The organism is Priestia sp. AB (genome assembly GCF_028369225.1).
Taxonomy (GTDB): Bacteria; Bacillota; Bacilli; order Bacillales; family Bacillaceae_H; genus Priestia; species Priestia megaterium.
Window position 1 is genome coordinate 113,462 of the sequence record NZ_JAQMYN010000001.1, and the last position, 25,578, is coordinate 139,039.

Sequence of the window (25,578 nt, forward strand, 5' to 3'; positions counted from 1 at the left end):
CGTCATAGTAAATCCGGTTTTCTAAAGGATTTGGTGTGGCGTTCTTTTTTAGTTAATCACTGATATAAGAAAAGAGGGATAAAGGTGAAAATTGGAGTGCCGAAAGAAGTAAAAAACAATGAAAATCGCGTGGCTATTACTCCAGCTGGTGTTACAGCTTTAGTTAACGGTGGGCATGATGTATATATTGAAACACAGGCAGGAGAAGGCTCTGGATTCCATGATGAAGATTACACAAATGCAGGGGCTTCTATCGTAAATACTGCAAAAGAAGCATGGGATGCTGAAATGGTTATGAAAGTAAAAGAACCGATTTCAGAAGAATACGGATATTTTCGTGAAGGACTTATTTTGTTTACCTATTTACATTTGGCAGCTGAAGAAGCATTAACGAAAGCATTGATTGATAAAAAGGTGATAGGCATCGCTTATGAAACTGTACAGCTTCCAAACAAAAGCTTGCCTCTGTTAACTCCGATGAGCGAAGTTGCAGGAAGAATGTCTTCTCAGATTGGAGCTCAATTTTTGGAGAAAACCAAAGGTGGCAAAGGGATTTTATTAAGTGGAGTTCCAGGCGTGCAAAGAGGAAAAGTAACAATTATTGGAGGAGGAGTAGCAGGAACCAACGCTGCTAAAATTGCGGTCGGATTAGGGGCTGATGTTACAATAATTGATTTAAACGCTGATCGCCTTCGCCAGCTTGATGATTTATTTGGTAAAGAAGTGACGACATTAATGTCAAATCACTACAATATCGCACAATCTGTAAAAGAGTCAGATTTAGTGATAGGAGCGGTTCTCATACCAGGAGCTAAAGCGCCAAAGCTTGTCACCGAGGAGATGGTTCAAACGATGTCAAAAGGGTCCGTTGTAGTTGATATTGCTATTGATCAGGGGGGGGTTTTTGAAACAACTGATCGCATTACCACTCACGATAACCCGACTTATTCGAAGCATGAGGTCTTGCATTATGCTGTTGCTAATATGCCTGGAGCTGTTCCACGTACGTCGACCTTAGCGCTGACCAACGTAACGGTTCCTTATGCTCTGCAAATAGCAAATCAGGGATATAAAAAAGCGTGCTTAAAAAACCCTTCCCTTCTTCAAGGCATCAACACCCTAAATGGGTTTGTCACTTACGCGGCTGTTGCAGATGCACACGGTCTCACTTATGCTGATGCAACAACTTTATTAGAGCAAGCATAATAAGGCATGTTTTTGCGCAGTTTGTGATATGATAGCCGCGTATTCACTTGTTTTGTAACCAAAACAGACGGGTAGAATATAGAAAAGGTTAGTGTAAAAGGAGAGAATATATGATGCACGTTTCTTATCATGGACATTCTGTTGTTAAAATTGAAACAAAAGGAAAAACAATTTTAATTGACCCGTTTATCACTGGAAATGAATTAACAGATTTAAATGCTGAAGATGTAAAAGCAGATGTGATTTTACTGACTCATGGCCATAATGATCATGTAGGCGACACGGTGGAAATTGCTAAGCGCAGCGGTGCACTTGTTGTGGCAGTAGCAGAATTAGCTACATATCTTAGCTGGCAAGGCTTAAACGTACATCCAATGAGCATAGGCGGAGCCTATACATTTGATTTTGGTACGGTAAAATTGACACAAGCTTTCCACGGTTCAAGTTATACAGAAAATAATGAGAAAATTATTTATACAGGAATGCCGGCTGGTTTGCTTTTAACGATTGAAGGAAAGACAATTTATCATGCTGGAGATACGGCTTTATTTTCTGATTTAAAGTTAATTGGTCGCCATGAGCCTGACGTAGCATTTCTTCCAATTGGAGATAACTTTACAATGGGACCTGAAGATGCGGCTATCGCAGCGGAATGGGTGCAGGCAAAGTTTGTTGTGCCAATTCACTACAATACATTTCCTGTAATTAAGCAAGATCCTCATCAATTTGTTGAGTCTTTATCTGGTATTGAAGGAAAAGTATTAAAAGTTGGAGAAGGATTGGATCTTTAATCATAAATAAAGGCTGGGACAAAACGATTTCAGTTAAAGTTAAAAAAGAACGGGTAATCGATAATATCGATTACCCGTTCTTTTTTTATTGTTAAGGTGAACGTAGGTTTCATATATGTAGAGGCTTCTAGCTGTTGATTTGCGTGCAAGACTCCCGCCAAAAGCGAAGTCTTGCACGCAAATCAACTGCGGTGTCACAAGCGGTTCAGCTCATGTCTCACATTTGTTCGTCTTTAGATTGAATCGATGCAGTTATGTCTTAATCTCTTTTTATTTGTAAAGAAACGTTCTGCTTTTTTTACTTCCCTGCATACGATAGTAATAATAAGGAGGGAGAGCTATGGAAAAAAATCGAGTTATTTTATCGCTTTTATTATGCGGAGTGATGCTTTACTATGCAATGCCGCACTTAGAGTTAACAACTTCGAGTTTGCAAGGGGTTTTTAGCATAAGCTGGCTTACCTTTGCTCTTTTTGTAGCCGGAGGCAATTTGTCATCACTGCTTTATGCACCGCGCCGCAAGAAGGCAGGTATTCAAAAAAATAGTGCGAGAAAGCCTTTGCGTCAAAGAGGTTAGATTGAATCCATTTCACTTCCCCCGTATAATAAAAGAAAAGACATATGAAACGTAAAAACGTTTTAGAAGGGTGAAGTACACGTGGCGACAAAACATGAGCAAATTTTACAGTATATCGATTCGCTTCCAATTGGTGAAAAAATTTCAGTGCGCCAAATTGCCAAAGAACTGAATGTCAGTGAAGGCACGGCGTACCGAGCAATAAAAGACGCGGAAAATAAAGGATATGTTTCAACGATTGAACGAGTTGGGACCATTCGAATTGAACGAAAGAAGAAAGAAAACATTGAAAAGCTCACGTTTGCTGAAGTAGTAAACATCGTGGATGGACAAGTGCTGGGCGGACGTGAAGGTTTGCATAAAACGTTAAACAAGTTTGTTATTGGAGCGATGAAGCTTGATGCTATGATGAGATATACCGAGGCCGGAAACCTTCTTATCGTAGGGAATCGAGTAAACGCTCATGAATTAGCTCTTGAAGCAGGAGCAGCCGTGTTAATTACGGGCGGCTTTGATACGGAAGAATGGGTTAAGAAGCTTGCGGATGATCTTAAGCTTCCTATTATTTCAACGAGCTATGATACGTTTACAGTTGCAACGATGATTAATCGTGCTATTTATGATCAGCTGATAAAAAAAGAAATTGTGCTTGTAGAGGATATTTTAACACCTATCTCTGAAGCGGTTAGCTTGCAGTTAACCGATACGATTGAAAAATGGCATGAATGTAACGATAAGACTCACCACAGTCGTTTTCCTGTAGTGGATCAGCATATGAAAGTTCACGGTATGGTCACCTCAAAAGATGTTATTGGATATGACCTTTCTACTTCAATTGAAAAAGTAATGACGAAAAATCCGATGACGGTTCACGGGAAAACATCGGTCGCTTCTTCTGCGCATATGATGGTATGGGAAGGGATTGAAGTGCTGCCTGTAGTGGATGATTACCACCGGCTAGAGGGCATTATCAGCCGTCAAGATGTTTTAAAGGCGCTGCAAATGATTCAGCGTCAACCGCAGGTAGGAGAAACTATTGACGACATTGTAACCAATCAATTTATGGACGTGCAAGAGACAAAAGAAGCACCGGTGTATCGCTGTGAAGTAACGCCGCAAATGACGAATTATATGGGGACTATTTCATACGGAGTTTTCACTACTATTGTAACGGAAGCCGCCAATCGTGTTCTTCGCTTATATAAAAAAGGTGATTTGGTTATTGAAAACATCACCGTTTATTTTATTAAGCCAGTTCAAATTGAAAGCGTAATTGAAATTCGCCCTAAGCTATTAGAACTTGGTCGGAAGTTTGCTAAATTAGATGTAGAAGTCTACAATGCCGGGGTTGTAGTAGGGAAAGCGATGATGATGGCTCAGTTATTGGAAAGAGTATAAAAAAAGAAGCTGCTTTGCAGCTTCTTTTACATTTGACCAGCTTCTTTTATTGCATAAGGCTGATAGTACTTGTAAGCTTTGATACCTGCTAATATGCTGCCTGAACCGAATAATACAAATAGTATGCCGATGATAAGCGAAAGGCTTGTTTCGTAAATAAACCATTGATTGATTCCAAAAAATAATACAAAAGAGCCAAGACAAATACTCGACTTAGCGGAAATCCACTTTCGTTCCATTGGGCGTTTCGAACGTACGTATTTTACTTTTAAATACATGTAGAAAACAAAGGACACAACGATTAAAATCATAAAAAATGGCACAGACGCCCCTCCAGTCCGGTGTATTTCTATCCATAATGTTTCTAGATGTTAGTAATGCGTAGTGTTGAAAGTGTTTACAGTAGTATCTATTATTTTACAGGCAGATGACAGAAAATTCTACTATTGATTGATTCTTCTTTCAAAAAAGAGAAGAGATATGATTTAATAAATAATATGGATACAGCGCTGCGGAAATGTAAGTGCATGTGGTACGTACATAAAACAAGAACAGTATTGACAGGAGAGAGAAAATGAAAGCACAAATATTAGAAGCTATTAAGCAGTTTGACACCATCATTATTCACCGGCACATTCGTCCAGATCCAGATGCATACGGATCTCAGTGCGGATTAGCGGAATTGTTAAAAACATCTTTTCCAGAGAAGAAGGTATACGTAACGGGAGAAGAAGCGGAGTCATTAAAATTTTTATACCGGATGGATGACATCGCTGATGACACCTACGAGGATGCGCTTGTCATCGTTTGTGATACGGCTAATGAAGCACGAGTATCAGATCAGCGCTACGTAAATGGAAAAATGGTCATTAAAATTGATCACCATCCAAACCAAACTCCTTACGGTGATTTGCTTTGGGTTGAGACGTCTGCTTCTTCAACAAGCGAAATGATTTATGAATTTTACTTGGAAGGAAAAGAAAAGGGATTATCTCTGAATGATGAAGGAGCAAAGCTGATCTTCAGCGGTATCGTTGGAGATACGGGTCGATTTTTATTTCCAAATACAAAGCCGAAAACGTTTTGCTATGCAAGTGAATTGATTCAATATGGTTTCAATTTTAAAGATGTATATGATCAGTTATACAAAACAAAAGAAAACGTCGCTCACTTACACGGATATGTGCTGCAAAACTTTACGATGTCTCCAGCAGGAGTGGCTCATATGAAAATTCCGAATGAAATTCTTCGAAAATATGATGTGACACCAGCTGATGCCTCTCAGCTAGTCGGTTCGTTAGGGCAAATTGATGGAGTAAAAACGTGGGTGTTTTTTGTGGAAGAAGAAAATCAAATTCGTGTTCGTCTTCGTTCAAAAGAGCTTGTCATTAATACAATTGCTAGAAAATACAACGGAGGAGGCCATCCTCTTGCGTCCGGCGCTTCCATTTATTCATGGGAAGAAGTAGAGCCTTTACTACTTGATTTAGAAGAGCTCTGCAGTCAGGAGTAATCTGTAAAATAAGCCGTTGATTTTAAATCAGCGGCTTTTTATAGTACTTTTTCCATCTTTTTAATTCGAACTTCAATCGAAAGCGTTGTATAAAAATAAATTTGATGAACTTCAACTTCATAAATCGTTTTATCGAATTCGTATTTTTTATTTTCAATTGCTTTTTTTAAGATATCCCTGCTTCGATATGCACTTTCAATATCTTGGGCAATTAAGTGCTGTGCTTCTTTGTCCACGCTTTTTTGAATGTTGTATTCAACCACAGAGTTTACTTTATAACGATTGCCGTTTACTAATTTTACTTTCACATTCTGAATAATTAAATGCTGCTTCATTTCCTTGTTTAATGCTTTTACATCTTCTTGCCATGCGCTAATTTGCAAATTTGCTTTTTCTAGCTTATCATTAGCAATTCGAATTTCTTCTAGCTCTCTATCTCTTGAAACGCCATAAATCGTTAAAAACACCCCCCAGCTAACAATTGCTCCAATGACTATGCCGGCAAAAAAACGCTGCCAGTCGGAGCGCTTGAACATTCGCTCGCTGGGTACCCTCATACAAAATGCTCCTGAGTTAACCACTTGATGATAAGAGCCCCGGTCTGAGCTCCTCCCATAGCGGATAGAATTAAAAGGATTTGTTTGAATACATCTTTTGTGGCTCCTTCAAAGAGTCCTCGCTCAAAGCTGTAAAACGTATCAAATGTTCCTCCAATTGCTCCGACAATTGCCCAGATTTTCAAACTATTGCTGAGGGTATGCATGACGTATAAAGGAGATTTGCCAATTAAAAACCCCGCAAATGCTCCAATTAATGAACCGCCTAAAATAATACCTAATGAAGTGAAGTAACTCCAAATGAAAAGAGACATAAAAGGCTCTTTTGTCATGACGTGTCCTCCTTTACTATTTTATCAATGAATCACGCTTCCTACATATATATGGACAAACGCTCAGAGTTATGTAATTTGTCTACGCCGGCAACAAAATTTATAATAAGAATAAAGAATTAAAGAAAGGTGGGAAGTCCTGTGCCTTTTGTTCACTTGCAGCTTCAAAGTTCTTATAGCTTATTAAGCAGTTCCGTTCGTATTAATGAACTTGTAGAAACAGCTAAGAAAATGAACTATGAAGCGATTGCTTTGACTGATGAAAACGTGATGTACGGAGTCATTCCTTTTTATAAAGCCTGCGTGAAAGCGGGGATCAAGCCAATTATTGGGCTCACATTATCAATCCTAGAACATGAAGAAAGCGAGCGAGCGTACCCTTTAGTTTTGTTAGCGGAAAATGATAAGGGATATGAAAATCTATTAAAACTAAGCAGTTTAGTTCAAACCAAGGAAAAACACGGTGTAAATAAAAAATGGCTCCATCATTACAGCGGAGGGTTGATTGCTATTACACCCGGTGTAACTGGAGAAGTTGAAACCCTGCTAGCAGAAAACAAACTTCAAGATGCTAAGCGAGTGCTTCAATTCTTTAAAAAAGTATATTCGCAGTCTTTGTATATATCGATACAGCGCCACGGACAGGATGAAGCTTTTATAAATCAGCAGTTAACAGAACTTGCTGCTGAAGAAAATATTCCGCTTGTTGCGACGAATCAAGTGAAATATTTAAAAAAAGAAGATCGGGATGCGTATGAGTGTTTAGCAGCTATTCGAGACGGAGAGAAATTACATAGCGATGAAGAGGTAAAAAGTAAGAGCAGCGAGTACTATTTCAAATCACCTGATGAAATGGAAGATCTCTTTCATGACCAGCATTTTTTAATAGAAGAAAGTATAAAAATCGCAAGACGATGCGAGCTCGAAATTTCTCTAGGCGTAATGTCCATTCCAAAATATCCTGTTCCCCCGTCTGTTACATCATCAACCTACTTGCGCACTCTCTGCGAAAAAGGATTGCAAGAAAGAGTTCAAGTGATCACGGAACAATATGAGGAACGCTTGGATTATGAGCTAAACATTATTGAAAATATGCGCTTTAGTGATTACTTTCTTATCGTATGGGATTTTATGAATTATGCTCATGAACACGGTATTTTAACGGGCCCAGGCCGAGGTTCAGCGGCAGGCTCACTGGTCTCATACGCCTTGCGAATTACAAATGTTGATCCAATTCAGCATCAGCTTTTATTTGAGCGCTTTTTAAACCCTGAACGTATTTCGATGCCTGATATTGATATTGATTTTCCTGATAACAAACGAGATCAAGTCATTCAGTATGTGGCGCAAAAATATGGAGGGCTGCATGTAGCTCAAATCATTACATTTGGAACACTAGCAGCTAAAGCAGCCGTACGTGATGTAGGGAGAGTGATGGGATTTGATCAAGAAGCGCTAAACAAAATGTCCAAAGCCATTCCAACTAAACCAGGTACAACGTTGAAAAGCGCTCTTCGTGATTCAAGAGTTCTTCAAGACTATTTATCTGAAAATGAAGCCAGAAAACAATGGTATAACATTGCCATGAAGATAGAAGGACTGCCAAGGCATACTTCTACGCATGCAGCAGGCGTTGTGATTAGTGAGAAGCCGCTGACGCAATCTGTAGCTGTACAAGAAGGACATGACGATGTATATCTGACTCAATATCCAATGGAAGCTCTGCAAGACGTTGGGCTTTTGAAAATGGACTTTTTAGGTTTGCGCAACTTAACCATTTTAGATCATATTTTAAAGAAAATTGAGCGGGATATGAATCGAAAGCTGTCACTGTCTCATATACCATTTAACGATCAGAAAACTTTTGAACTGCTGAGCAAAGGGGATACGACCGGTATTTTTCAGCTAGAGTCAGATGGAATGAGAAGAGTGCTTCAGCAATTAAAACCTACAGAGCTAGAAGATATTGTAGCAGTTAACGCGCTGTATAGACCTGGTCCGATGGAAAATATTCCAACCTATATTAAGCGCAAGCATGGAGTGGTGAAGGTAATATATGATCATCCTACGCTTAAAGGCATTTTACAATCCACGCACGGCGTTATCGTGTATCAAGAGCAAATTATGCAGATTGCTTCAAAAATGGCCGGTTTTTCTCTTGGAGAAGCAGATTTGTTGAGAAGAGCAGTTAGTAAAAAAGAACGGGCAGTGCTGGATCGTGAACGAGCTCATTTTATCCAAGGAAGCAAGAAGAAAGGGTATGACCTATCCGTTGCTAATCGAGTGTATGACCTTATTGTGCGTTTTGCTGATTATGGCTTCAACCGAAGTCATGCTGTTGCTTACAGTATGGTAGCCTATCAGTTAGCTTATTTGAAAGCACATTACCCGCTGCAGTTCTTTTCAGCTTTACTAACGAGCGTTATTGGAAATGAAGGGAAAATTGCTCAATATATTAATGAACTAAAAAGAAAAAAAATACAAGTTCTCCCACCTTCTATTAACAAGAGCATGTATTCGTTTAACGTAGAAGGTGAAAGTATAAGGTATAGCCTTGCAGCGATTAAACATATTGGTGCAGCAGCTATGCAGGAAATAACAGAAGAGCGAAAGAAAAAAAGATTTGAAGACTTATTTGATTTTTGTGCCCGTGTTTCACAAAAAGCCGTGAATAAAAAGGGGCTTGAAGCTTTGATTCTATCTGGAGGCTTTGATGAGTTCGGAGAAAATCGAGCTACTTTATTAGCAACGATTGATGTAGCGATTGAACATGCAAGCTTGGTACTCCCAGATGATGACTTTGGATTTGGAGATGAATTTTCGTTAAAACCTAAATATATGGAAAAAGAGGAACTGAAAATAGAAGATCGGCTTCAGTATGAAAAAGATATGCTAGGTTTTTATTTATCAAGCCACCCTGCTTCTCAGTATGAAGCACTGAATTCCTTTTATTCTGTTGTTTCTCTTCACGATATGAAAGAATACGCTTCAGGAAAAGCGGTCTCTCTTTTAGTATTTGTGTTGGAAATTCGCGTCATTCGAACGAAAAAAGGAGAGCAAATGGCCTTTTTACGCATCACGGATGAAAGTGGAGAAGGAGAAGTTGTTGCGTTTCCCCGCGTATTTGAGCAGAATCGTCTGCTGTTTGAACAAGGTACGGTTTTACTGATACAGGGAAAGATAGATGAAAGAAATGGGCAGCAGCAAATTGTTTGTCAACGTGCTGAAGCTGCTAGCGAGGCGGTTCAAAAACTACCGTCAGAAGAATTATACTTACGTATAGAAACAAAGCAAGGTACAGAAAAGCTGCTTCATACTATTTACCAGCACTTTCAGTCTCATAGAGGGAAAATTCCCGTGAAAATTTATTATGAGGCAGAAAGTCAATTGGTCAAGCTTCCCGTTCACTATTCTATTGAACGAAGCGACGAGTTAATAAAAACTTTAAAAGCAATGCTAGGAGAGAAGCACGTTGTGTTCAAGAAGATATAGTCTTTACAGATTTCATGTGATGTTATATGGTAAAATAGTTAAAAAAGTGGTCTGACCACCGTTTTTTATGAAATATACGAATTAGATGCGTTTTTCTTGAAATGAAATGCAATTGGATTTATAACATCATATGAGTGTGGGAAAGAACATGGTTCAGGCGCAGTATTTGTTATCATTTTGTTTATTGGGAGTGAAATTCATTGTCTTTACGTGAAGAAGCATTGCATATGCACCGCATTAACAAAGGTAAACTAGAATCAAAGTCCAAAATTCCTGTTCGAAACGCAGAGGATTTAAGCCTTGCTTATTCCCCTGGTGTAGCAGAACCTTGCAAAGAAATATATGATGATGTAAACAATGTATATGAATATACGATGAAAGGAAATATGGTAGCTGTTGTATCTGATGGCACTGCCGTATTGGGCTTGGGCAATATAGGTCCTGAAGCTGCTCTGCCAGTAATGGAAGGGAAAGCTGTCCTTTTTAAAAGTTTTGCCGGCGTAGATGCATTCCCAATTTGTTTAAACACGACAGATGTGGACAAAATTATAGAAACTGTTAAATTGCTAGAACCTACTTTTGGAGGCGTTAATTTAGAAGATATTGCGGCTCCTAACTGTTTTGAAATTGAAGAGCGGTTGAAAAAGGAAACAAATATCCCGGTTTTTCATGATGATCAGCACGGGACGGCTATTGTTACGGTAGCGGGCCTTCTTAATGCCCTGAAGCTGACAGGAAGAAAAATGTCACAAATCAAAGTGGTAGCGAATGGAGCAGGAGCTGCTGGCATTGCTATTATTAAATTATTATACAGCTATGGAGTGCGCGATATCATTATGTGTGATTCCAAAGGAACGATTTATGACAAGCGTCCTCACGGCATGAACCGTATAAAAGATGAAGTTGCAGCCTATACAAATCGAAGCAAAGTAGAAGGTACGTTAGCTGATGCCTTAGAAGAAGCTGACGTATTTATTGGAGTTTCGGTTGAAGGAGCACTCACACCGGAGATGATTGGAAAGATGAATCCAGACCCAATCATTTTTGCAATGGCAAATCCGGTGCCTGAAATTATGCCAGAAGAAGCTAAAAAAGCTGGCGCGAAAGTAATCGGCACCGGACGTTCTGATTTTCCTAATCAAGTGAACAATGTCTTAGCGTTTCCGGGGATATTCCGAGGTGCACTAGATGTACGTGCTACTCATATTAATGAAAAAATGAAAATGGCTGCAGTTGAGGCCATTGCTAATTTAATTACGGAAGAGGACTTGAATACAGACTATGTGATTCCAGGTCCATTTGATGCACGAGTGGCTCCCGCAGTAGCCGCCGCTGTTGCAAAAGCAGCTATGGAAACAGGCGTTGCCCGGATAAAGGTAAAGCCAGAAGCCGTAGCTGAAAACACACGTCGCTTAGCGATTATTGAATAAGGTTACATCAACTGTTCTTTGACAGGCATGATGCTTCAAGCATGCCTGTTAAAGTAATGTAAAGTGAGTGGTAGTAAACTTGAAGAATGAACGTTCAAAAGTATATGTAGAAATTCTAAAACAAATTCGCCAGCTAATGGAAGACGATCGTTTAACTACGGGGGATAAAATCCCGTCAGAACGAGAGCTTTCTGAACGGTTAGGCGCAGGACGTTCTTCCGTTCGAGAAGCGCTCAGAGCGTTAGAGCTAATTGGGTTGATTGAAACTAGAAGAGGTGAAGGTACGTTTATTAAAGAAGTAGGGGATCATCAATTTATTGATTTATTAGCTACTTTTTTAGTACAAGACGGTAAAACAAAATCAGATTTAATTCAGACTAGATATATTCTTGAAAAGAGCTGTTTGTATTTTGTTTTAGCGGAACAGGACGAAATCAATGTTTCGAAAGCAATTCAAAAGCAGAATGACGATTGTTTGAAGAACTTGTTTGACTATTTGTTTTCTTTGCAGCCTAATCGGCTATTACACCGAATCTGGCTGATTATTTGCCGTTTTTCTCAAACTTTTCAACAAAACTCAGCGCCAAGCGACATTCTGATAAGTGAATTAGTAGAGGCGTTAGCTAAAAAAGATGAAGCAGCTGTATTAAATCTTCACCATCAGTGCTACAAATAAGTGTGAAAGAAGGAATTTGTCGAAAGAGACATGCCATCTTTCTACACAAAATCAAACAGTCATCTAGTAAAGTAAATAGCAACTAATAAAGTGAAGCGAACAATTCGTCCAATTTTTGTCTATCCGTCACTTGATTTGTATTTGAGGCGGATTTTCACAACTTGTAAATAGTAGAAGAAGAGGAAGAATAAAGGTTCTTATGATAAAGAAAAGAACCAAAAGGAGGTTACACCTTGTTACGAGATTTATTTACAAAAAACACAAAAACTCCAAAAAAACGAAAATATGCTACGATTCCTTCTGAGCATATGAGACAAGATGTACCTGAAGGAATTATGACCAAGTGTAAAAAGTGTAAAAAAATAATGTATACGAAAGAATTAAATAAAAACTTAAAAGTATGCTTAAACTGTGGATATCATCACCAAATGACAGCACCAGAGCGTATCGAAAGCTTAATCGACAGCGGAACGTTTGTTGAATACGACAAAGATATGACGTCAGAAAATCCTCTTGGGTTCCCTGATTATCTTGAAAAGCTCGAAAAAGATCGTGAGAAAACTAATTTAAGTGAAGCGATTGTTACGGGTGAAGGAGATATTGAAGGCATTAAAGTAGTAGTTGCTGTTATGGATTCACACTTCCGTATGGGAAGCATGGGTTCTGTAGTCGGCGAGAAAATTACTCGCGCCATTGAAAAAGCGAAGGAAATGCATGTTCCATTCCTTATTTTCACAGCTTCAGGCGGTGCACGTATGCAAGAAGGTGTTCTGAGCTTGATGCAAATGGCTAAAACTAGCGCAGCTCTTAAAATGTTCAGTGATGAAGGCGGCTTAATCATTTCGATTATGACACATCCTACTACAGGAGGCGTGTCAGCAAGCTTTGCTTCGTTAGGTGATTATAATTTAGCCGAGCCGGGCGCGTTAATTGGCTTTGCTGGAAGACGTATTATTGAACAAACAATTAGAGAAGAGCTTCCAGAAGATTTTCAGACGTCGGAATTTCTGTTGAAGCATGGTCAGCTAGACGGAGTTATTGATCGTCATGATTTAAAAGAAACGTTAACAACTATTTTAGATATACACGTAGCAGGAGGTGACATCGAGTGGTAAGTGAATTAGAATTTGAACGTCCAATTGTTGAGTTGCGAAACAAGATTGCAGAGCTTAAAGAGTTTGCTAAAAATACAGAAGTGGATTTATCTAGCGAAATTGATAAGTTAGAAAATCGCTTAGAAAAAGTAGAAAACGATATTTACAACCATCTAAGCCCATGGAACCGTGTTCAAATTGCTCGTCATCCTGAGCGTCCTACAACACTCGATTATATTTCTCGCTTGTTTACAAACTTTTTAGAGTGTCATGGAGATCGCTTTTATGGAGATGATGAAGCAATCGTAGGAGGAATTGCCAAGTTTAATGGCGTGCCTGTTACCGTGATTGGACATCAGAGAGGTAAAGATACGAAAGAAAATATTCGCCGTAATTTTGGTATGCCTCATCCTGAAGGCTACCGTAAAGCACTGCGTCTAATGAAGCAAGCGGAGAAATTTAACCGCCCAATTATTTGCTTTATTGATACAAAAGGAGCTTATCCAGGAAAAGCGGCAGAAGAGCGCGGACAAAGCGAAGCTATTGCGAAAAACCTTTTCGAAATGGCTGGCTTAACTGTACCTGTTATTTGCATTGTAATTGGAGAAGGAGGAAGCGGGGGAGCCTTGGCATTAGGCTTAGGAAATCACCTTCATATGCTTGAGAACTCGACGTATTCAGTTATTTCTCCAGAAGGAGCGGCAGCCATTCTTTGGAAAGATTCTTCTCTTGCGAAAAAAGCTGCTGAAACGATGAAGATTACAGCACCAGATTTGAAAGAACTGGGTATTGTAGATGAAATGGTTTCAGAGGTAAAAGGCGGAGCTCACCGAGATATCGATGCACAAGCTGGATACATGGAGGGCATTATCAAGAAATCATTAAAAGAGCTGATGAATTTATCAAAAGAAGAGCTAGTGGAAGAGCGTTATTTAAAATACAAAAAAATCGGACAATTTGCAGCTGAAAACGATGCCATTACTATAAAATAAAGAAACGTGCACTCTTGAAAAATAAGGGTGCGCGTTTTTGTGCGGTTTGTATAGCCCTTCTCTATTGTGTTTACAAGTTCTTCGTGGTATTTTATAGACAGCAAAAACCTTTAAGTAAAAGTAGAAAAAGAGTGTTTTTAAAAAATTTCCTATGGTTATTAGCAGCTGTGCTAGCGTTTGTCTTTTCTCTAAAATGTGAGATATATAAGACAAATCAGGCAGCAAGTATTGCTGTATGAATTGCAGGGAATAGTAAAACAAGAAGCAAACGATGAAGAAATTCATCGTTAAAGTGCTGTGTATTTGTTTGCTATTTGATTCAGCGCTACATAGGTATTTCATAAGTTACACGTAAAGCAAGGTGAACAAGTCAGGGCAACAAAATATTTGTTCACAGCCTGCTAGTAGAAGGTTAGTAAAAGAAATAGCTATTTGCCCTATCTAAAGAGTAAATAGTAAATATATAGGAGGAAATTTGAATGCGTAAAACTAAAATTGTATGTACTATTGGACCAGCGAGTGAAAGTGTAGAAAAATTAGTTGAACTAATTAACTCAGGCTTAAACGTTTGTCGTCTAAACTTCTCTCACGGTGACTTTGAAGAGCACGGTGCACGTATTGTTAACATTCGTGAAGCTGCGAAACAAACAGGTAAAACAGTAGGTATCTTACTTGATACAAAAGGACCTGAAATTCGTACAAACACAATGGAAAATGGTGCAATTGAGTTAGAAGAAGGCTCTGAAATCATTGTTTCTATGACAGAAGTAGTGGGAACAACTGAAAAATTCTCAATTACATATCCAGGTCTAATCGATGACGTACACGTAGGATCAAAAATCCTTTTAGATGACGGTTTAATCGGTCTTGAGGTACTAGACATCAATAAAACTGATGGTGAAATCAAAACAAAAGTACTTAACCCTGGTACATTAAAAAATAAAAAAGGTGTAAACGTGCCAAACGTAAGTGTAAACCTTCCTGGTATCACTGAAAAAGATGCAAGCGATATTGTATTCGGTATCGAACAAGGCATTGATTTTATCGCTGCTTCTTTCGTGCGTCGCGCATCTGATGTATTAGAAATTCGTGAACTACTAGAAAAACACAATGCAGCTCACATTCAAATCATCTCAAAAATCGAAAACCAAGAAGGCGTAGATAACATCAAGGAAATTCTTGAAGTTTCAGACGGTTTAATGGTTGCTCGTGGTGACTTAGGAGTAGAAATTCCTGCTGAAGAAGTACCATTAGTACAAAAAGATCTAATCAAACAATGTAATGCGCTTGGTAAACCAGTTATTACAGCTACACAAATGCTTGATTCAATGCAACGCAACCCGCGCCCGACTCGTGCGGAAGCAAGTGACGTTGCCAATGCTATCTTTGATGGTACAGATGCAATTATGTTATCTGGTGAAACAGCTGCGGGTTCTTACCCAGTTGAAGCTGTACAAACAATGCATTCAATCGCTTCTCGTGCTGAGCAAGCTCTAAACTACTCTGAGATTTTACAACAGCGCAGCAAGCAAGTTGGCCCATCTATTACAGATGCAATTGGACAATCTGTTGTACACACAGCGCTTAACTTAAACGCTAGTGCAATCGTAGCGCCAACAGAAAGTGGTTATACAGCGAAAATCGTTTCTAAATATCGTCCGCAATCTCCAATCGTAGCTGTTGCAGCAAACGATTCTGTTGCACGTCGTCTGTCTCTAGTATGGGGTGTTACACCAGTTGTTGGTGAGCGCGTAAATACAATTGACGATATGTTAGATCACGCCGTAAATGACGCAGTAAAAACGGGCATTGTAGCACACGGCGACTTAGTGGTTATTACAGCTGGTGTTCCAGTTGGAGAATCAGGTGCAACGAACTTAATGAAAGTTCAAGTTGTAGGTGACGTTCTTGCTAAAGGACAAGGAATTGGTCGTAAAGCAGCAGTTGGTAAAGTAGTTATTGCTAAAACTGCTGAAGAAGCAAATGCAAAAATGACTGAAGGTGCTATCCTTGTTACAAACAGCACAGATCGTGATATGATCAGTGCAATCGAAAAAGCAGGAGCTCTTATTACAGAAGAAGGCGGTCTAACAAGCCATGCAGCTGTAGTAGGGTTAAACTTAAGCATTCCTGTCATTGTAGGCGTAGAAAATGCAACAAGCGTATTCTCAGAAGATCAAGATATTACAGTTGATGCTTCACGTGGTGTCGTATACAACGGACACGCAAGCGTACTGTAAGAACACGTAGATGATAGAAAAAAGAGAAGGGAAATCCTTCTCTTTTTGTTTAGGCAATTCAATAAGCGAAGAGGTGATGATGGTGAGGAAGCTCCTTCCGCTCCTTCTTATTGTACCTGCTGTTGAGGTAATGATTTTGATTTATTCAAGTCATCTCATTGGTGTAATGTCAACATTTTTACTGATTATTGCTACCAGTTTTATTGGTGCGTTTCTAGCGAAAAAACAAGGAACATCTCTTTTTCAAAAGGCACAGCGTCAGATGAGCCAGGGACATGTTCCAAGCGGTGAAATCCTTGATGGTATGTGTGTACTATTTGGCGGACTGTTTCTGCTGTTTCCAGGCTTCTTGACAGATGTTGTGGGCTTTATCTTTTTACTGCCGTTTACACGCAGAATCGTTAAGCCTTTTCTTTTAACGTGGCTAAGAAGATTTTTTCAAGGACGTAATCGAATGACGATTATTCGTTAACTAGAAAGTGTGTGAAAGAAGCTTCTTTCACACACTTTTTCATTTTCCTATAATAAATTGCCACGTTTCTTTAAAAACCCCCGTTGTATGAAGTGTTTTTAGAATAACAAGAATCACAGGGCCAACTATTAATCCGAAAAATCCAATCAATTGATATCCTACAAATAAAGAAATTAATGTAGCGAGAGGATCAAGACCAATACTTGATGACAAAATTTTTGGTTCCATAATTTGTCGCTGCACAAGTACTACAGCATATAGTACCGAAAGCCCTACAGCAAATGACACGTTATCTGTGGCAAAGGCATAAATCATCCAAGGAACAAAAACCAGTCCTGTTCCGAGGTAAGGAAGAATATCTACTAGGCCAATCAATAAAGCGACTGTAATAGCATAATCAACCCTAAGAACAAGTAAACCAAAAAGAACGATGATTGTGGTAATCGAAATAAGCGTAAGCTGAGCTTTAATAAATCCAAACAGTGCATTTTTAAGCTCCAGAACAACTGTCTGTCCATTTTCTCTTACTTTTTTAGGAATAAACACGCTGCTTTTAGCCATCAGCTTGTACCAATCTTTACTAATAAAAAAAGTAGCCAGCAATGAAAAAATAATCACAGTAGCTGCATTAGGCAATACGGATAAAAGTACTGGGATGCTTTGCAATACATTTTGCAGAAAATCGCCCACCGTTTGAGCGATATGGTTGCCTACCCCTTTAATGTTCGATAAAATAGTTGCTTGCTGACCGGTATTTAAGTTATTAAACATAGAAGTAATGCGTTCATAAAACGGAAGTATTTGTTCTGTAGCAATATTTTCAATAAATATGACCACTTCTTTGAAATTTGCGGGAACAACTTTCGCTAAATACGTACTTCCTGCAATGATTTCTGTGATAAGTAACGTAATAAGTCCGGCCAAAAGAGAGAAGATAAGAACCATTGACAGTAAAACAGCTAAGTAGCGAGGTAAACGCAGCTTCAATTCAAATAGATTAACCATAGGATTTATAAAAAAAGCGATGCAGCAGGCGATAATAAATGGATATATGAGAGAAGAGACATAATAACTAAGAAATATAGATGCTGCAATAATTACCAACACACAAGCTAAGCGAAATAGTCGATGTAAATGAAGCTTGTACACAATAAATAGAGGCCTCCTTGTAAACGATAGTCAACAAAAGAAAAAGCTACTCATAAAATATTTACGTAATACGCTTTAGATTTATCACAATAAAAAAAGAAAGGATGAGTAAAATGTTCTCACAACCCATGCTTTTTTTAGCTGTTTTACTCGTAATTGGATTAGTGGCTAAAAATCAATCATTAATCATTGCAGTTGCATTTTTACTTATTTTAAAATTAATCGGGTTAGACGGTAAGGTTTTTCCGTTTCTACAATCAAAAGGAATTAATATTGGAGTAACGGTTATTACAATTGCCGTTCTTGTGCCAATTGCAACAGGAGACATAGGGTTCAAACAATTAGGAGAAGCTGTGAAATCTTCGTATGCCTGGATTGCTCTAGGAGCCGGAATTGCTGTAGCAATTATTGCCAAATATGGACTTACACTCTTGGAAGATGATCCGCATATTACGACCGCTTTAGTTTTTGGCACAATTCTTGCTGTGGCGCTGTTTCAAGGGGTAGCAGTAGGTCCGTTAATCGGTGCTGGAATCGCTTATTTATTTATGAAATTAACCGAACTTTTTTCGTAGAAATTTTTGTATAATAATAATTTTTTTAAAATTTCTTCTCTCTTTTGATTCACAAAAGTCAGATAATTGTTTATAATATATTTTGAGGCCGCATCTTTTTACATACAATTGTATGTTTTACCTATAGGGCTGTAACAAAGCAATGACACATGCAGATGTTTTGATTTTGTGTGTTATTGAAACAAATGGAAATGTAAGCATTTTCTTTACGTGGGGTGAAGGAATGTTCTTCCAAGATATATATTCAAAAGAGGCGCTTCGTATATCATTTAATGTCTAGTTGAGCAGAGGCTCAATTTTGTTTTTCACGTTTTACACAGAAAGGTATGGGGAATTTTTTCTGTAAAGGAGTGGAGATTTATGACAGCAACTCGAGGTCTAGAAGGGGTAGTCGCTACAACGTCAGCAGTAAGTTCAATTATTGATGACACTTTAACATATCAAGGCTACAATATTGATGATTTAGCGAATTATGCAACATTTGAAGAAGTGGTGTATTTACTATGGCACGGAAAATTACCTAACAAAGAAGAATTATCTGTGTTTTCTAGATTACTAGCAGAAAACGCTAAATTACCCCAAGAAGTCTTAGAGCATTTCAAAACTTATCCAATTAAAGATGTTCATCCAATGGCAGCTTTAAGAACAGTCGTATCACTATTGGGGTTGTACGATCCTGAAGCTGATTTAATGGATGAAGAAGCAAATTATCGCAAAGCTGTTCGTTTGCAAGCACAATTACCAACGGTGGTAACGGCTTTTTCAAGAGTCCGTAACGGATTAGAGCCAATTGAACCAAACGAAAACTATAGCATTGCCGCTAACTTTTTATATATGTTAACCGGCGAAGAGCCAACTGATATCCAAGTAGAGGCATTTGATAAAGCACTTGTCTTACATGCTGATCATGAGCTAAATGCTTCAACTTTTACAGCTCGTGTCTGTGTGGCAACGTTATCCGATATTTATTCAGGAATTACAGCCGCTATTGGAGCGTTAAAGGGTCCTCTTCACGGGGGAGCGAATGAAGCTGTTATGAAAATGTTGTCTGACATTCAAACAGTTGAAAACGCGGAACCTTATATTCGCGAAAAGCTCGCGAAAAAAGAAAAGATTATGGGATTTGGACATCGTGTGTATCAGCAGGGTGATCCTCGTGCCAAGCACTTGAAAGAAATGTCTGAAAAACTTACCAAACAAGCAGGAGATACAACGCTATACGATATGTCAGTGAAAATTGAAGAGATCGTAACAGGCGAGAAAAAACTTCCGCCAAACGTTGATTTCTATTCAGCTTCTGTATACCACAGCTTAGGGATTGATCACGATCTATTTACTCCGATCTTTGCCGTAAGCCGCGTATCAGGATGGATTGCTCACATTTTAGAGCAGTATTCAAACAATCGTTTGATTCGTCCAAGAGCTGATTATATCGGTCCTGGAAAACAAACGTACATTCCGCTTGAAGAGCGCAGCTAAACAATGTGACGAAGGTGCTCACGTTCGTTGAGCACTTTTCCATAAGTGAAAGTAGACAAATTTTTTAAGGAGGTCATTCTCATGACAAAAGGTGAACAAATTTCTGTAGCAAACGGCGTGTTAAACGTACCAAATAACCCAATTATTCCATTTATCGAAGGTGACGGAATTGGCCCGGATATCTGGGCAGCAGCTTCTCGCGTATTAGAAGCAGCGGTTGCAAAAGCATACAATGGTGAAAAAGAAATCGTTTGGAAAGAAGTATTAGCAGGTGAAAAAGCATTTAATCAAACTGGCGAATGGTTACCGGAAGAAACGTTAGATGCAATTCGCGAATACATAATTGCAATCAAAGGACCATTAACAACACCAGTAGGCGGTGGAATTCGTTCTCTAAACGTGGCATTGCGTCAAGAATTAGACTTATTCACATGCTTACGTCCTGTTCGCTACTTTGACGGCGTACCTTCTCCAATTAAGCGCCCTGAAGATACAGATATGGTTATCTTCCGTGAAAATACCGAAGATATTTATGCTGGTATTGAATATGCGAAGGGTTCTGAAGAAGTACAAAAGCTTGTTTCATTCCTACAAACGGAATTAGGCGTAAATAAAATCCGTTTCCCTGAAACTTCTGGATTAGGTATTAAGCCTATTTCTTCTGAAGGAACAGAGCGTCTTGTGCGTGCAGCAATCAACTATGCAATTGAACAAGGCCGCAAGTCTGTTACGCTTGTACACAAAGGTAACATTATGAAATATACAGAAGGCGCATTTAAAAATTGGGGCTATGAGCTAGCTGAAAAAGAATTCGGCGATAAAGTATTTACTTGGGCTCAATATGACCGCATCGTTGAAAAAGAAGGTGCACAGGCTGCAAACAAAGCTCAAGCAGAAGCGGAAGCAGCAGGAAAAATTATTGTAAAAGATTCAATTGCAGATATCTTCTTACAACAAATTTTAACTCGTCCACGTGAATTCGATGTAGTAGCAACAATGAATTTGAATGGAGATTACATTTCAGATGCATTAGCAGCACAAGTTGGTGGTATCGGAATTGCTCCAGGAGCAAACATCAACTATGAAACTGGACATGCTATCTTTGAAGCAACTCACGGTACAGCACCTAAATATGCTGGTTTAGATAAAGTAAACCCATCTTCTGTATTATTATCAGGTGTGTTAATGCTTGAACACCTTGGCTGGAACGAAGCAGCGGATTTAATCATGAAATCAATGGAAAAAACAATTGCTTCAAAAGTAGTAACATATGATTTCGCACGTTTAATGGATGGTGCAACAGAAGTGAAGTGTTCAGAGTTCGCTGATGAATTAATTAGCAATCTAGGAAAACAAGTAACAGTTTAATAGCTATTCATTTAGGGGAGGAATTATAATGGCAAATATGCGTAAAAAAGTATCTGTTATCGGAGCGGGCTTTACAGGAGCTACAACTGCTTTTTTAATTGGTCAAAAAGAGTTAGCTGATGTTGTATTAGTTGATATTCCGCAATTAGAAAATCCAGCTAAAGGTAAAGCGCTGGATATGTTAGAAGCAAGTCCTGTACAAGGATTTGACGCTAACATTACAGGAACAGCCAACTACGAAGACACAGCTGATTCTGACATTGTCATTATTACAGCTGGTATCGCGCGCAAGCCAGGTATGAGTCGCGATGATTTAGTAACAACGAACCAAAAAATCATGAAGTCTGTTACTCAAGAAGTTGTTAAATACTCGCCAAACTGTCACATCATCGTGTTAACAAACCCGGTAGATGCTATGACGTATACAGTATTTAAAGAATCTGGTTTTCCTAAAAACCGCGTAATCGGTCAATCAGGCGTATTAGATTCTGCACGTTTCCGTACGTTCGTAGCGCAGGAGTTAAACATTTCAGTAAAAGATATCACAGGTTTTGTACTTGGTGGACATGGCGACGATATGGTGCCTCTTGTACGCTACTCATATGCTGGCGGTATTCCTCTTGAAACGCTTATTCCAAAAGCGCGTCTTGAAGCAATTGTTGAAAGAACACGCAAAGGCGGCGGCGAGATCGTTAACTTATTAGGTAACGGAAGTGCATACTACGCGCCTGCTGCTTCCTTAGTGGAAATGACAGAAGCGATCTTAAAAGATCAGCGTCGTATTTTACCAGCGATTGCTTACCTAGAGGGTGAATATGGTTATAACGGGATCTACTTAGGTGTTCCAACCGTATTAGGAGCTGCAGGAATTGAGCAGGTAATTGAATTAGAACTGACTGATTCTGAAAAAGCTTCTTTAGATCAATCAGCAAAATCAGTTAAAACTGTCATGGGTGTATTAGCTTAATACAATAAAATAGGTTTGAGTATAGGTTTTTATCAATATTCAAACAATAGTCACAAGGAAAATTCGAGGGAAACCTCGAATTTTTCTTGTATATAAAGAAAAGCTATTACTTTATACAAAAGGTGGAATGATGATGGTATTAGGTAAAAAACAAAAAATAGGCCGAAGTATTGAAGATATAAAAGTTGGAGAAAAATTAACGCTAACGGAACGAATTGAAGATAAAGATATCTTATTGTACTTAGGGCTGACAAATGATTCTAACCCTTTATACATTCAGCATGATTACGCATCTCAGACCCCTTTTAAAAAACCTATTGTGCCAAGTATTATGATTACCGGTATTATGACAGCAGCCATTTCAAAGTATTTGCCCGGACCTGGAAGCCACGTTGCAGAACATACGGTAACCTTTCCCAAAAAGATTCATCATTATAGCACGATTGAATTTTTATTTGAAGTGACAGAGGTAGATGTTTCTTCTAGAACTGTTACGATTGAGGTGGAAGCGGTCAATGAGCAAAAAGAGAAAGTAGTAACGGCGCGGTTTCTTGTTTATCCGCCGTTTAGACTTCCATCAGTAGAGACACACGACTTTGAAAATTTTTAAACTGCCTTAAATATTTATAAATATAGAAGAAACTGTTTGGTCATATTTTCTGAAAATGTTGAAATGTATTGGAGAACGAGGCTAAAACATTGTATGATAAGAGAAGATAAATAGAAAATAATATCATTTGGATGAAGCTGCGGTTTAATTTAACTAGATGGAGGCTTATATCGTTAATATGAGTAAGAAATTATTAGTCGTAGATGATGAACAATCAATTTCAACATTATTACAATATAATTTACAGCAAGCTGGCTTTACAGTAGAAACAGCTGAAGACGGGGAAGAAGGATACAACAAGGCACTAGAAGGAAAACCGGATTTAATTGTGTTAGACTTGATGCTTCCTAAGATGGATGGAATTGAAGTTTGTAAAAAGCTTCGTCAGCAAAAAGTGATGACGCCTATTTTAATGTTAACTGCAAAAGACGATGAGTTCGACAAAGTATTAGGGCTAGAGCTTGGCGCAGATGACTACATGACGAAACCATTTAGCCCTCGAGAAGTAGTAGCGCGTGTAAAAGCCATTTTACGCAGAACACAAATCATTGCTCAGGAAAATGAACAAGAGGAAGATGGCGAGCGCATCATGATCGGTGATTTAAAAATTCTTCCAGATCATTATGAGGCCTACTTTAATCAAGAGCAGCTTGAGCTTACTCCGAAAGAATTTGAGTTATTATTATATTTGGCAAAATACAAAGGACGGGTATTAACTCGTGATCAGCTGCTAAGTGCAGTGTGGAATTATGATTTTGCCGGAGATACGCGAATTGTAGATGTGCACATCAGCCATTTGCGTGAGAAAATTGAACACAATACGCGAAAACCTGTTTATATAAAAACGATTAGAGGATTAGGATATAAGCTGGAGGAACCAAAGGTAGATGAATAAATTTCGTTCAAGGCTACTTTTGGCTCTATTAGTACTTATTATTATTGTATTAGTAGGTCTTGGCCTGCTGCTGGGACAGTTGTTTAAAAACTTTTATTTTCAGACGTTTCAAGAGCGAATGGAAAAAGAGGCAAAGCTTGTAGAAATGTACATTAGCGAAGAAGGTATCACAAGTCCTGCTTTAAAATCTAAAGTTGATCAAATCAGCCATTCGTTAAGTGTACGAACGACTATCGTTCAAAAAGACGGAAAAATATTAGTTGACTCAAATCCAGGCAGCAAGCAGCAAAGAATCGAAAAAAGTATCGTAATCCAACAAGTATTAAAAAAGCAGTTAAACAGTAAAAAAAGCTTTGACCAAATTAAAGAAGATTATGACTTATATTACTATGGTATCCCGCTGATTATAGAAGGTAAGCAAGAGGGATTTGTTGTGCTGAGCACATCGTTTGATTCATTAAAACAAGTAAATCAGCAAATTTGGGGCCTTCTTATTGGAAGCTTAGGTCTAGCTTTGATTGTGATTTTACTTTTAGGTGTAAAGATTATGGGACGCTATACCCGTCCTATTGAATCGGCAACCAAAGTGGCTATGGAACTTGCAAAAGGGAATTATAAAGCTCGTACATATGAAGATTATGTAGATGAAACAGGGATGCTGAGTCAGTCTATTAACGCACTTGCTCGTAATCTGCAAGAGTCTATCACTAATCAAGAAATGCAGCAGGACAGGCTGCGCACGCTAATTGAAAATATGGGAAGCGGCATGCTTCTTATCGATAGTAGAGGCTATATAAACTTAGTGAATCGAGCTTATAAAGAGCAGTTTCATATACATCCGGATGACTTCCTTTATCATTTGTATTACGAAGTATTTGAGCATAAAGAAATCATTAAGCTTGTGGAAAAAATATTTATGACGGAAGTAAAGGTTCGAAAACAAGTAGTTCTCCCTTTAAATATTGAACGAAGATATTTCGATGTTTACGGAGCGCCGATTATTGGCTTAAACGATGAATGGAAAGGGATTGTGCTTGTTTTCCATGATATTACCGAGCTGAAAAAGCTAGAACAAGTTCGCCGTGACTTTGTAGCAAATGTGTCTCATGAACTAAAAACTCCTATTACGTCTATAAAAGGGTTTAGTGAGACATTGTTAGACGGTGCCATGGAAGATCCACAGCTGCGCCAGCAGTTTCTATCGATCATTTTAACGGAAAGTCAGCGCATGGAGAGCTTGATTCAAGATCTTTTAGATTTGTCTAAAGTTGAACAGCAAGGGTTTAAGCTAAGCATCCATTCAGTAGATTTGAATACCCTTCTCTATGAGGTCATAACAGTGCTATCAAACCGAGCGACTGAAAAAGAAATCACGCTAACGTTAGATACGCTTCCTGAAGAAGCGTGGATTGATGGTGACAGTCAGCGCCTTATGCAAGTGTTTGTTAACTTAATCGGCAATGCGCTTATGTATACAATGCCTGGAGGAACTGTTCACGTTTCGCTTGAAGAGGAAGAAGAAACGATTACGGTTCATGTTCAAGATACGGGTATCGGTATTGATTCTGATGAAATTTCACGTATTTTTGAGCGCTTTTACCGAGTAGATAAGGCAAGAAGCCGTAATTCCGGAGGAACAGGTCTTGGATTAGCAATTGTTAAACATCTTGTTGAAGCTCATAAAGGGGAAATTGAAGTGAAAAGTGAAGTCAATAAAGGGACAACTTTTTCGGTGAAGCTGCACAAGTATTTGCCGCAGGTGTAA

The 25,578-nt window shown here is 38.6% G+C and carries 23 protein-coding genes; 19 read left to right on the plus strand and 4 right to left on the minus strand.

All coding sequences use genetic code 11. The annotated features are described in order from the left end of the window. The first annotated feature begins 84 nt into the window (after nt 1-84). The 4 genes from ald to POF52_RS00585 all read left to right on the plus strand — a co-directional run bounded on the left by ald (nt 85) and on the right by POF52_RS00585 (nt 3,972). The gene (ald, locus tag POF52_RS00570; RefSeq protein WP_271989110.1) at nt 85-1,206 is read left to right on the plus strand and encodes an alanine dehydrogenase; all 1,122 of its coding nucleotides are present in this window, start codon (nt 85-87) and stop codon (nt 1,204-1,206) included. Between the two features lie 113 nt (nt 1,207-1,319). Next, nucleotides 1,320-1,997, plus strand: coding sequence for a metal-dependent hydrolase (locus POF52_RS00575; protein WP_271990832.1), 678 nt, complete (start codon nt 1,320-1,322; stop codon nt 1,995-1,997). 340 nt (nt 1,998-2,337) lie between these two features. Beyond that, nucleotides 2,338-2,574: a hypothetical protein gene (locus tag POF52_RS00580; protein ID WP_271989112.1), complete on the plus strand. Its 237-nt coding sequence runs from the start codon at nt 2,338-2,340 to the stop codon at nt 2,572-2,574. Between the two features lie 81 nt (nt 2,575-2,655). After that, nucleotides 2,656-3,972, plus strand: coding sequence for a CBS domain-containing protein (locus POF52_RS00585; protein WP_013059459.1), 1,317 nt, complete (start codon nt 2,656-2,658; stop codon nt 3,970-3,972). Between the two features lie 26 nt (nt 3,973-3,998). Here POF52_RS00585 and POF52_RS00590 read toward each other — a convergent pair whose 3' ends face one another. Continuing rightward, entirely contained in the window at nt 3,999-4,295 is a 297-nt protein-coding gene (locus POF52_RS00590; RefSeq protein WP_013085203.1) for a YtpI family protein, read from the minus strand. Nucleotides 4,296-4,546: 251 nt separating this feature from the next. On the opposite strand from POF52_RS00590, the gene POF52_RS00595 reads away from it, so the two are divergent. Next, the gene (locus POF52_RS00595; RefSeq protein WP_074893748.1) at nt 4,547-5,485 is read left to right on the plus strand and encodes a DHH family phosphoesterase; all 939 of its coding nucleotides are present in this window, start codon (nt 4,547-4,549) and stop codon (nt 5,483-5,485) included. 38 nt (nt 5,486-5,523) lie between these two features. Here POF52_RS00595 and ytrI read toward each other — a convergent pair whose 3' ends face one another. Both ytrI and POF52_RS00605 read right to left on the minus strand, forming a co-directional pair. Beyond that, complete coding sequence (gene ytrI / locus POF52_RS00600) at nt 5,524-6,042, minus strand: sporulation membrane protein YtrI (RefSeq protein WP_016765717.1); 519 nt, start codon at nt 6,040-6,042, stop codon at nt 5,524-5,526. Then, complete coding sequence (locus POF52_RS00605; protein WP_013059455.1) at nt 6,039-6,374, minus strand: YtrH family sporulation protein; 336 nt, start codon at nt 6,372-6,374, stop codon at nt 6,039-6,041. The genes ytrI and POF52_RS00605 overlap by 4 nt, the downstream gene beginning before the upstream one ends. 141 nt (nt 6,375-6,515) lie before the next feature. On the opposite strand from POF52_RS00605, the gene dnaE reads away from it, so the two are divergent. The 7 genes from dnaE (at nt 6,516) to POF52_RS00640 (ending at nt 16,770) form a co-directional block, all read left to right on the plus strand. Further along, nucleotides 6,516-9,866, plus strand: coding sequence for a DNA polymerase III subunit alpha (gene dnaE, locus POF52_RS00610; protein ID WP_271989120.1), 3,351 nt, complete (start codon nt 6,516-6,518; stop codon nt 9,864-9,866). A 200-nt stretch (nt 9,867-10,066) separates the two neighbouring features. Beyond that, nucleotides 10,067-11,296, plus strand: coding sequence for an NAD(P)-dependent malic enzyme (locus POF52_RS00615; RefSeq protein ID WP_013059453.1), 1,230 nt, complete (start codon nt 10,067-10,069; stop codon nt 11,294-11,296). A 79-nt stretch (nt 11,297-11,375) separates the two neighbouring features. Continuing rightward, on the plus strand, nt 11,376-11,972 hold the full coding sequence (locus POF52_RS00620; protein ID WP_271989124.1) for a FadR/GntR family transcriptional regulator: 597 nt from the start codon (nt 11,376-11,378) through the stop codon (nt 11,970-11,972). A gap of 233 nt (nt 11,973-12,205) precedes the next feature. Beyond that, nucleotides 12,206-13,087: an acetyl-CoA carboxylase, carboxyltransferase subunit beta gene (gene accD / locus POF52_RS00625; protein ID WP_013059451.1), complete on the plus strand. Its 882-nt coding sequence runs from the start codon at nt 12,206-12,208 to the stop codon at nt 13,085-13,087. Beyond that, complete coding sequence (gene accA, locus POF52_RS00630) at nt 13,081-14,058, plus strand: acetyl-CoA carboxylase carboxyl transferase subunit alpha (RefSeq protein WP_013059450.1); 978 nt, start codon at nt 13,081-13,083, stop codon at nt 14,056-14,058. Before accD ends, accA begins: the two co-directional genes overlap by 7 nt. Before the next feature lie 479 nt (nt 14,059-14,537). Continuing rightward, complete coding sequence (gene pyk / locus POF52_RS00635) at nt 14,538-16,298, plus strand: pyruvate kinase (protein ID WP_271989128.1); 1,761 nt, start codon at nt 14,538-14,540, stop codon at nt 16,296-16,298. A gap of 79 nt (nt 16,299-16,377) precedes the next feature. Continuing rightward, the gene (locus POF52_RS00640; protein WP_025750656.1) at nt 16,378-16,770 is read left to right on the plus strand and encodes an FxsA family protein; all 393 of its coding nucleotides are present in this window, start codon (nt 16,378-16,380) and stop codon (nt 16,768-16,770) included. Between the two features lie 39 nt (nt 16,771-16,809). Here POF52_RS00640 and ytvI read toward each other — a convergent pair whose 3' ends face one another. Then, nucleotides 16,810-17,919: a sporulation integral membrane protein YtvI gene (ytvI, locus tag POF52_RS00645; protein WP_271989132.1), complete on the minus strand. Its 1,110-nt coding sequence runs from the start codon at nt 17,917-17,919 to the stop codon at nt 16,810-16,812. Nucleotides 17,920-18,032: 113 nt separating this feature from the next. Between ytvI and POF52_RS00650 the strand changes: the two genes are divergently transcribed. From POF52_RS00650 to pnpS, 7 genes are all read left to right on the plus strand, one after another. Continuing rightward, nucleotides 18,033-18,494: a DUF441 domain-containing protein gene (locus POF52_RS00650; RefSeq protein WP_013059446.1), complete on the plus strand. Its 462-nt coding sequence runs from the start codon at nt 18,033-18,035 to the stop codon at nt 18,492-18,494. A gap of 360 nt (nt 18,495-18,854) precedes the next feature. Continuing rightward, complete coding sequence (gene citZ / locus POF52_RS00655) at nt 18,855-19,973, plus strand: citrate synthase (protein ID WP_013059445.1); 1,119 nt, start codon at nt 18,855-18,857, stop codon at nt 19,971-19,973. A 75-nt stretch (nt 19,974-20,048) separates the two neighbouring features. Beyond that, on the plus strand, nt 20,049-21,341 hold the full coding sequence (gene icd / locus POF52_RS00660; RefSeq protein ID WP_255255780.1) for an NADP-dependent isocitrate dehydrogenase: 1,293 nt from the start codon (nt 20,049-20,051) through the stop codon (nt 21,339-21,341). 28 nt (nt 21,342-21,369) lie between these two features. Continuing rightward, on the plus strand, nt 21,370-22,308 hold the full coding sequence (gene mdh / locus POF52_RS00665) for a malate dehydrogenase (protein WP_013085194.1): 939 nt from the start codon (nt 21,370-21,372) through the stop codon (nt 22,306-22,308). Nucleotides 22,309-22,441: 133 nt separating this feature from the next. Beyond that, nucleotides 22,442-22,918 (plus strand): MaoC family dehydratase, encoded by a 477-nt coding sequence (locus POF52_RS00670; RefSeq protein WP_271990837.1) that lies wholly within the window; start codon nt 22,442-22,444, stop codon nt 22,916-22,918. A gap of 178 nt (nt 22,919-23,096) precedes the next feature. Beyond that, entirely contained in the window at nt 23,097-23,813 is a 717-nt protein-coding gene (locus POF52_RS00675) for a response regulator transcription factor (RefSeq protein ID WP_013085192.1), read from the plus strand. Then, entirely contained in the window at nt 23,806-25,578 is a 1,773-nt protein-coding gene (pnpS, locus tag POF52_RS00680; protein WP_271989136.1) for a two-component system histidine kinase PnpS, read from the plus strand. The genes POF52_RS00675 and pnpS overlap by 8 nt, the downstream gene beginning before the upstream one ends.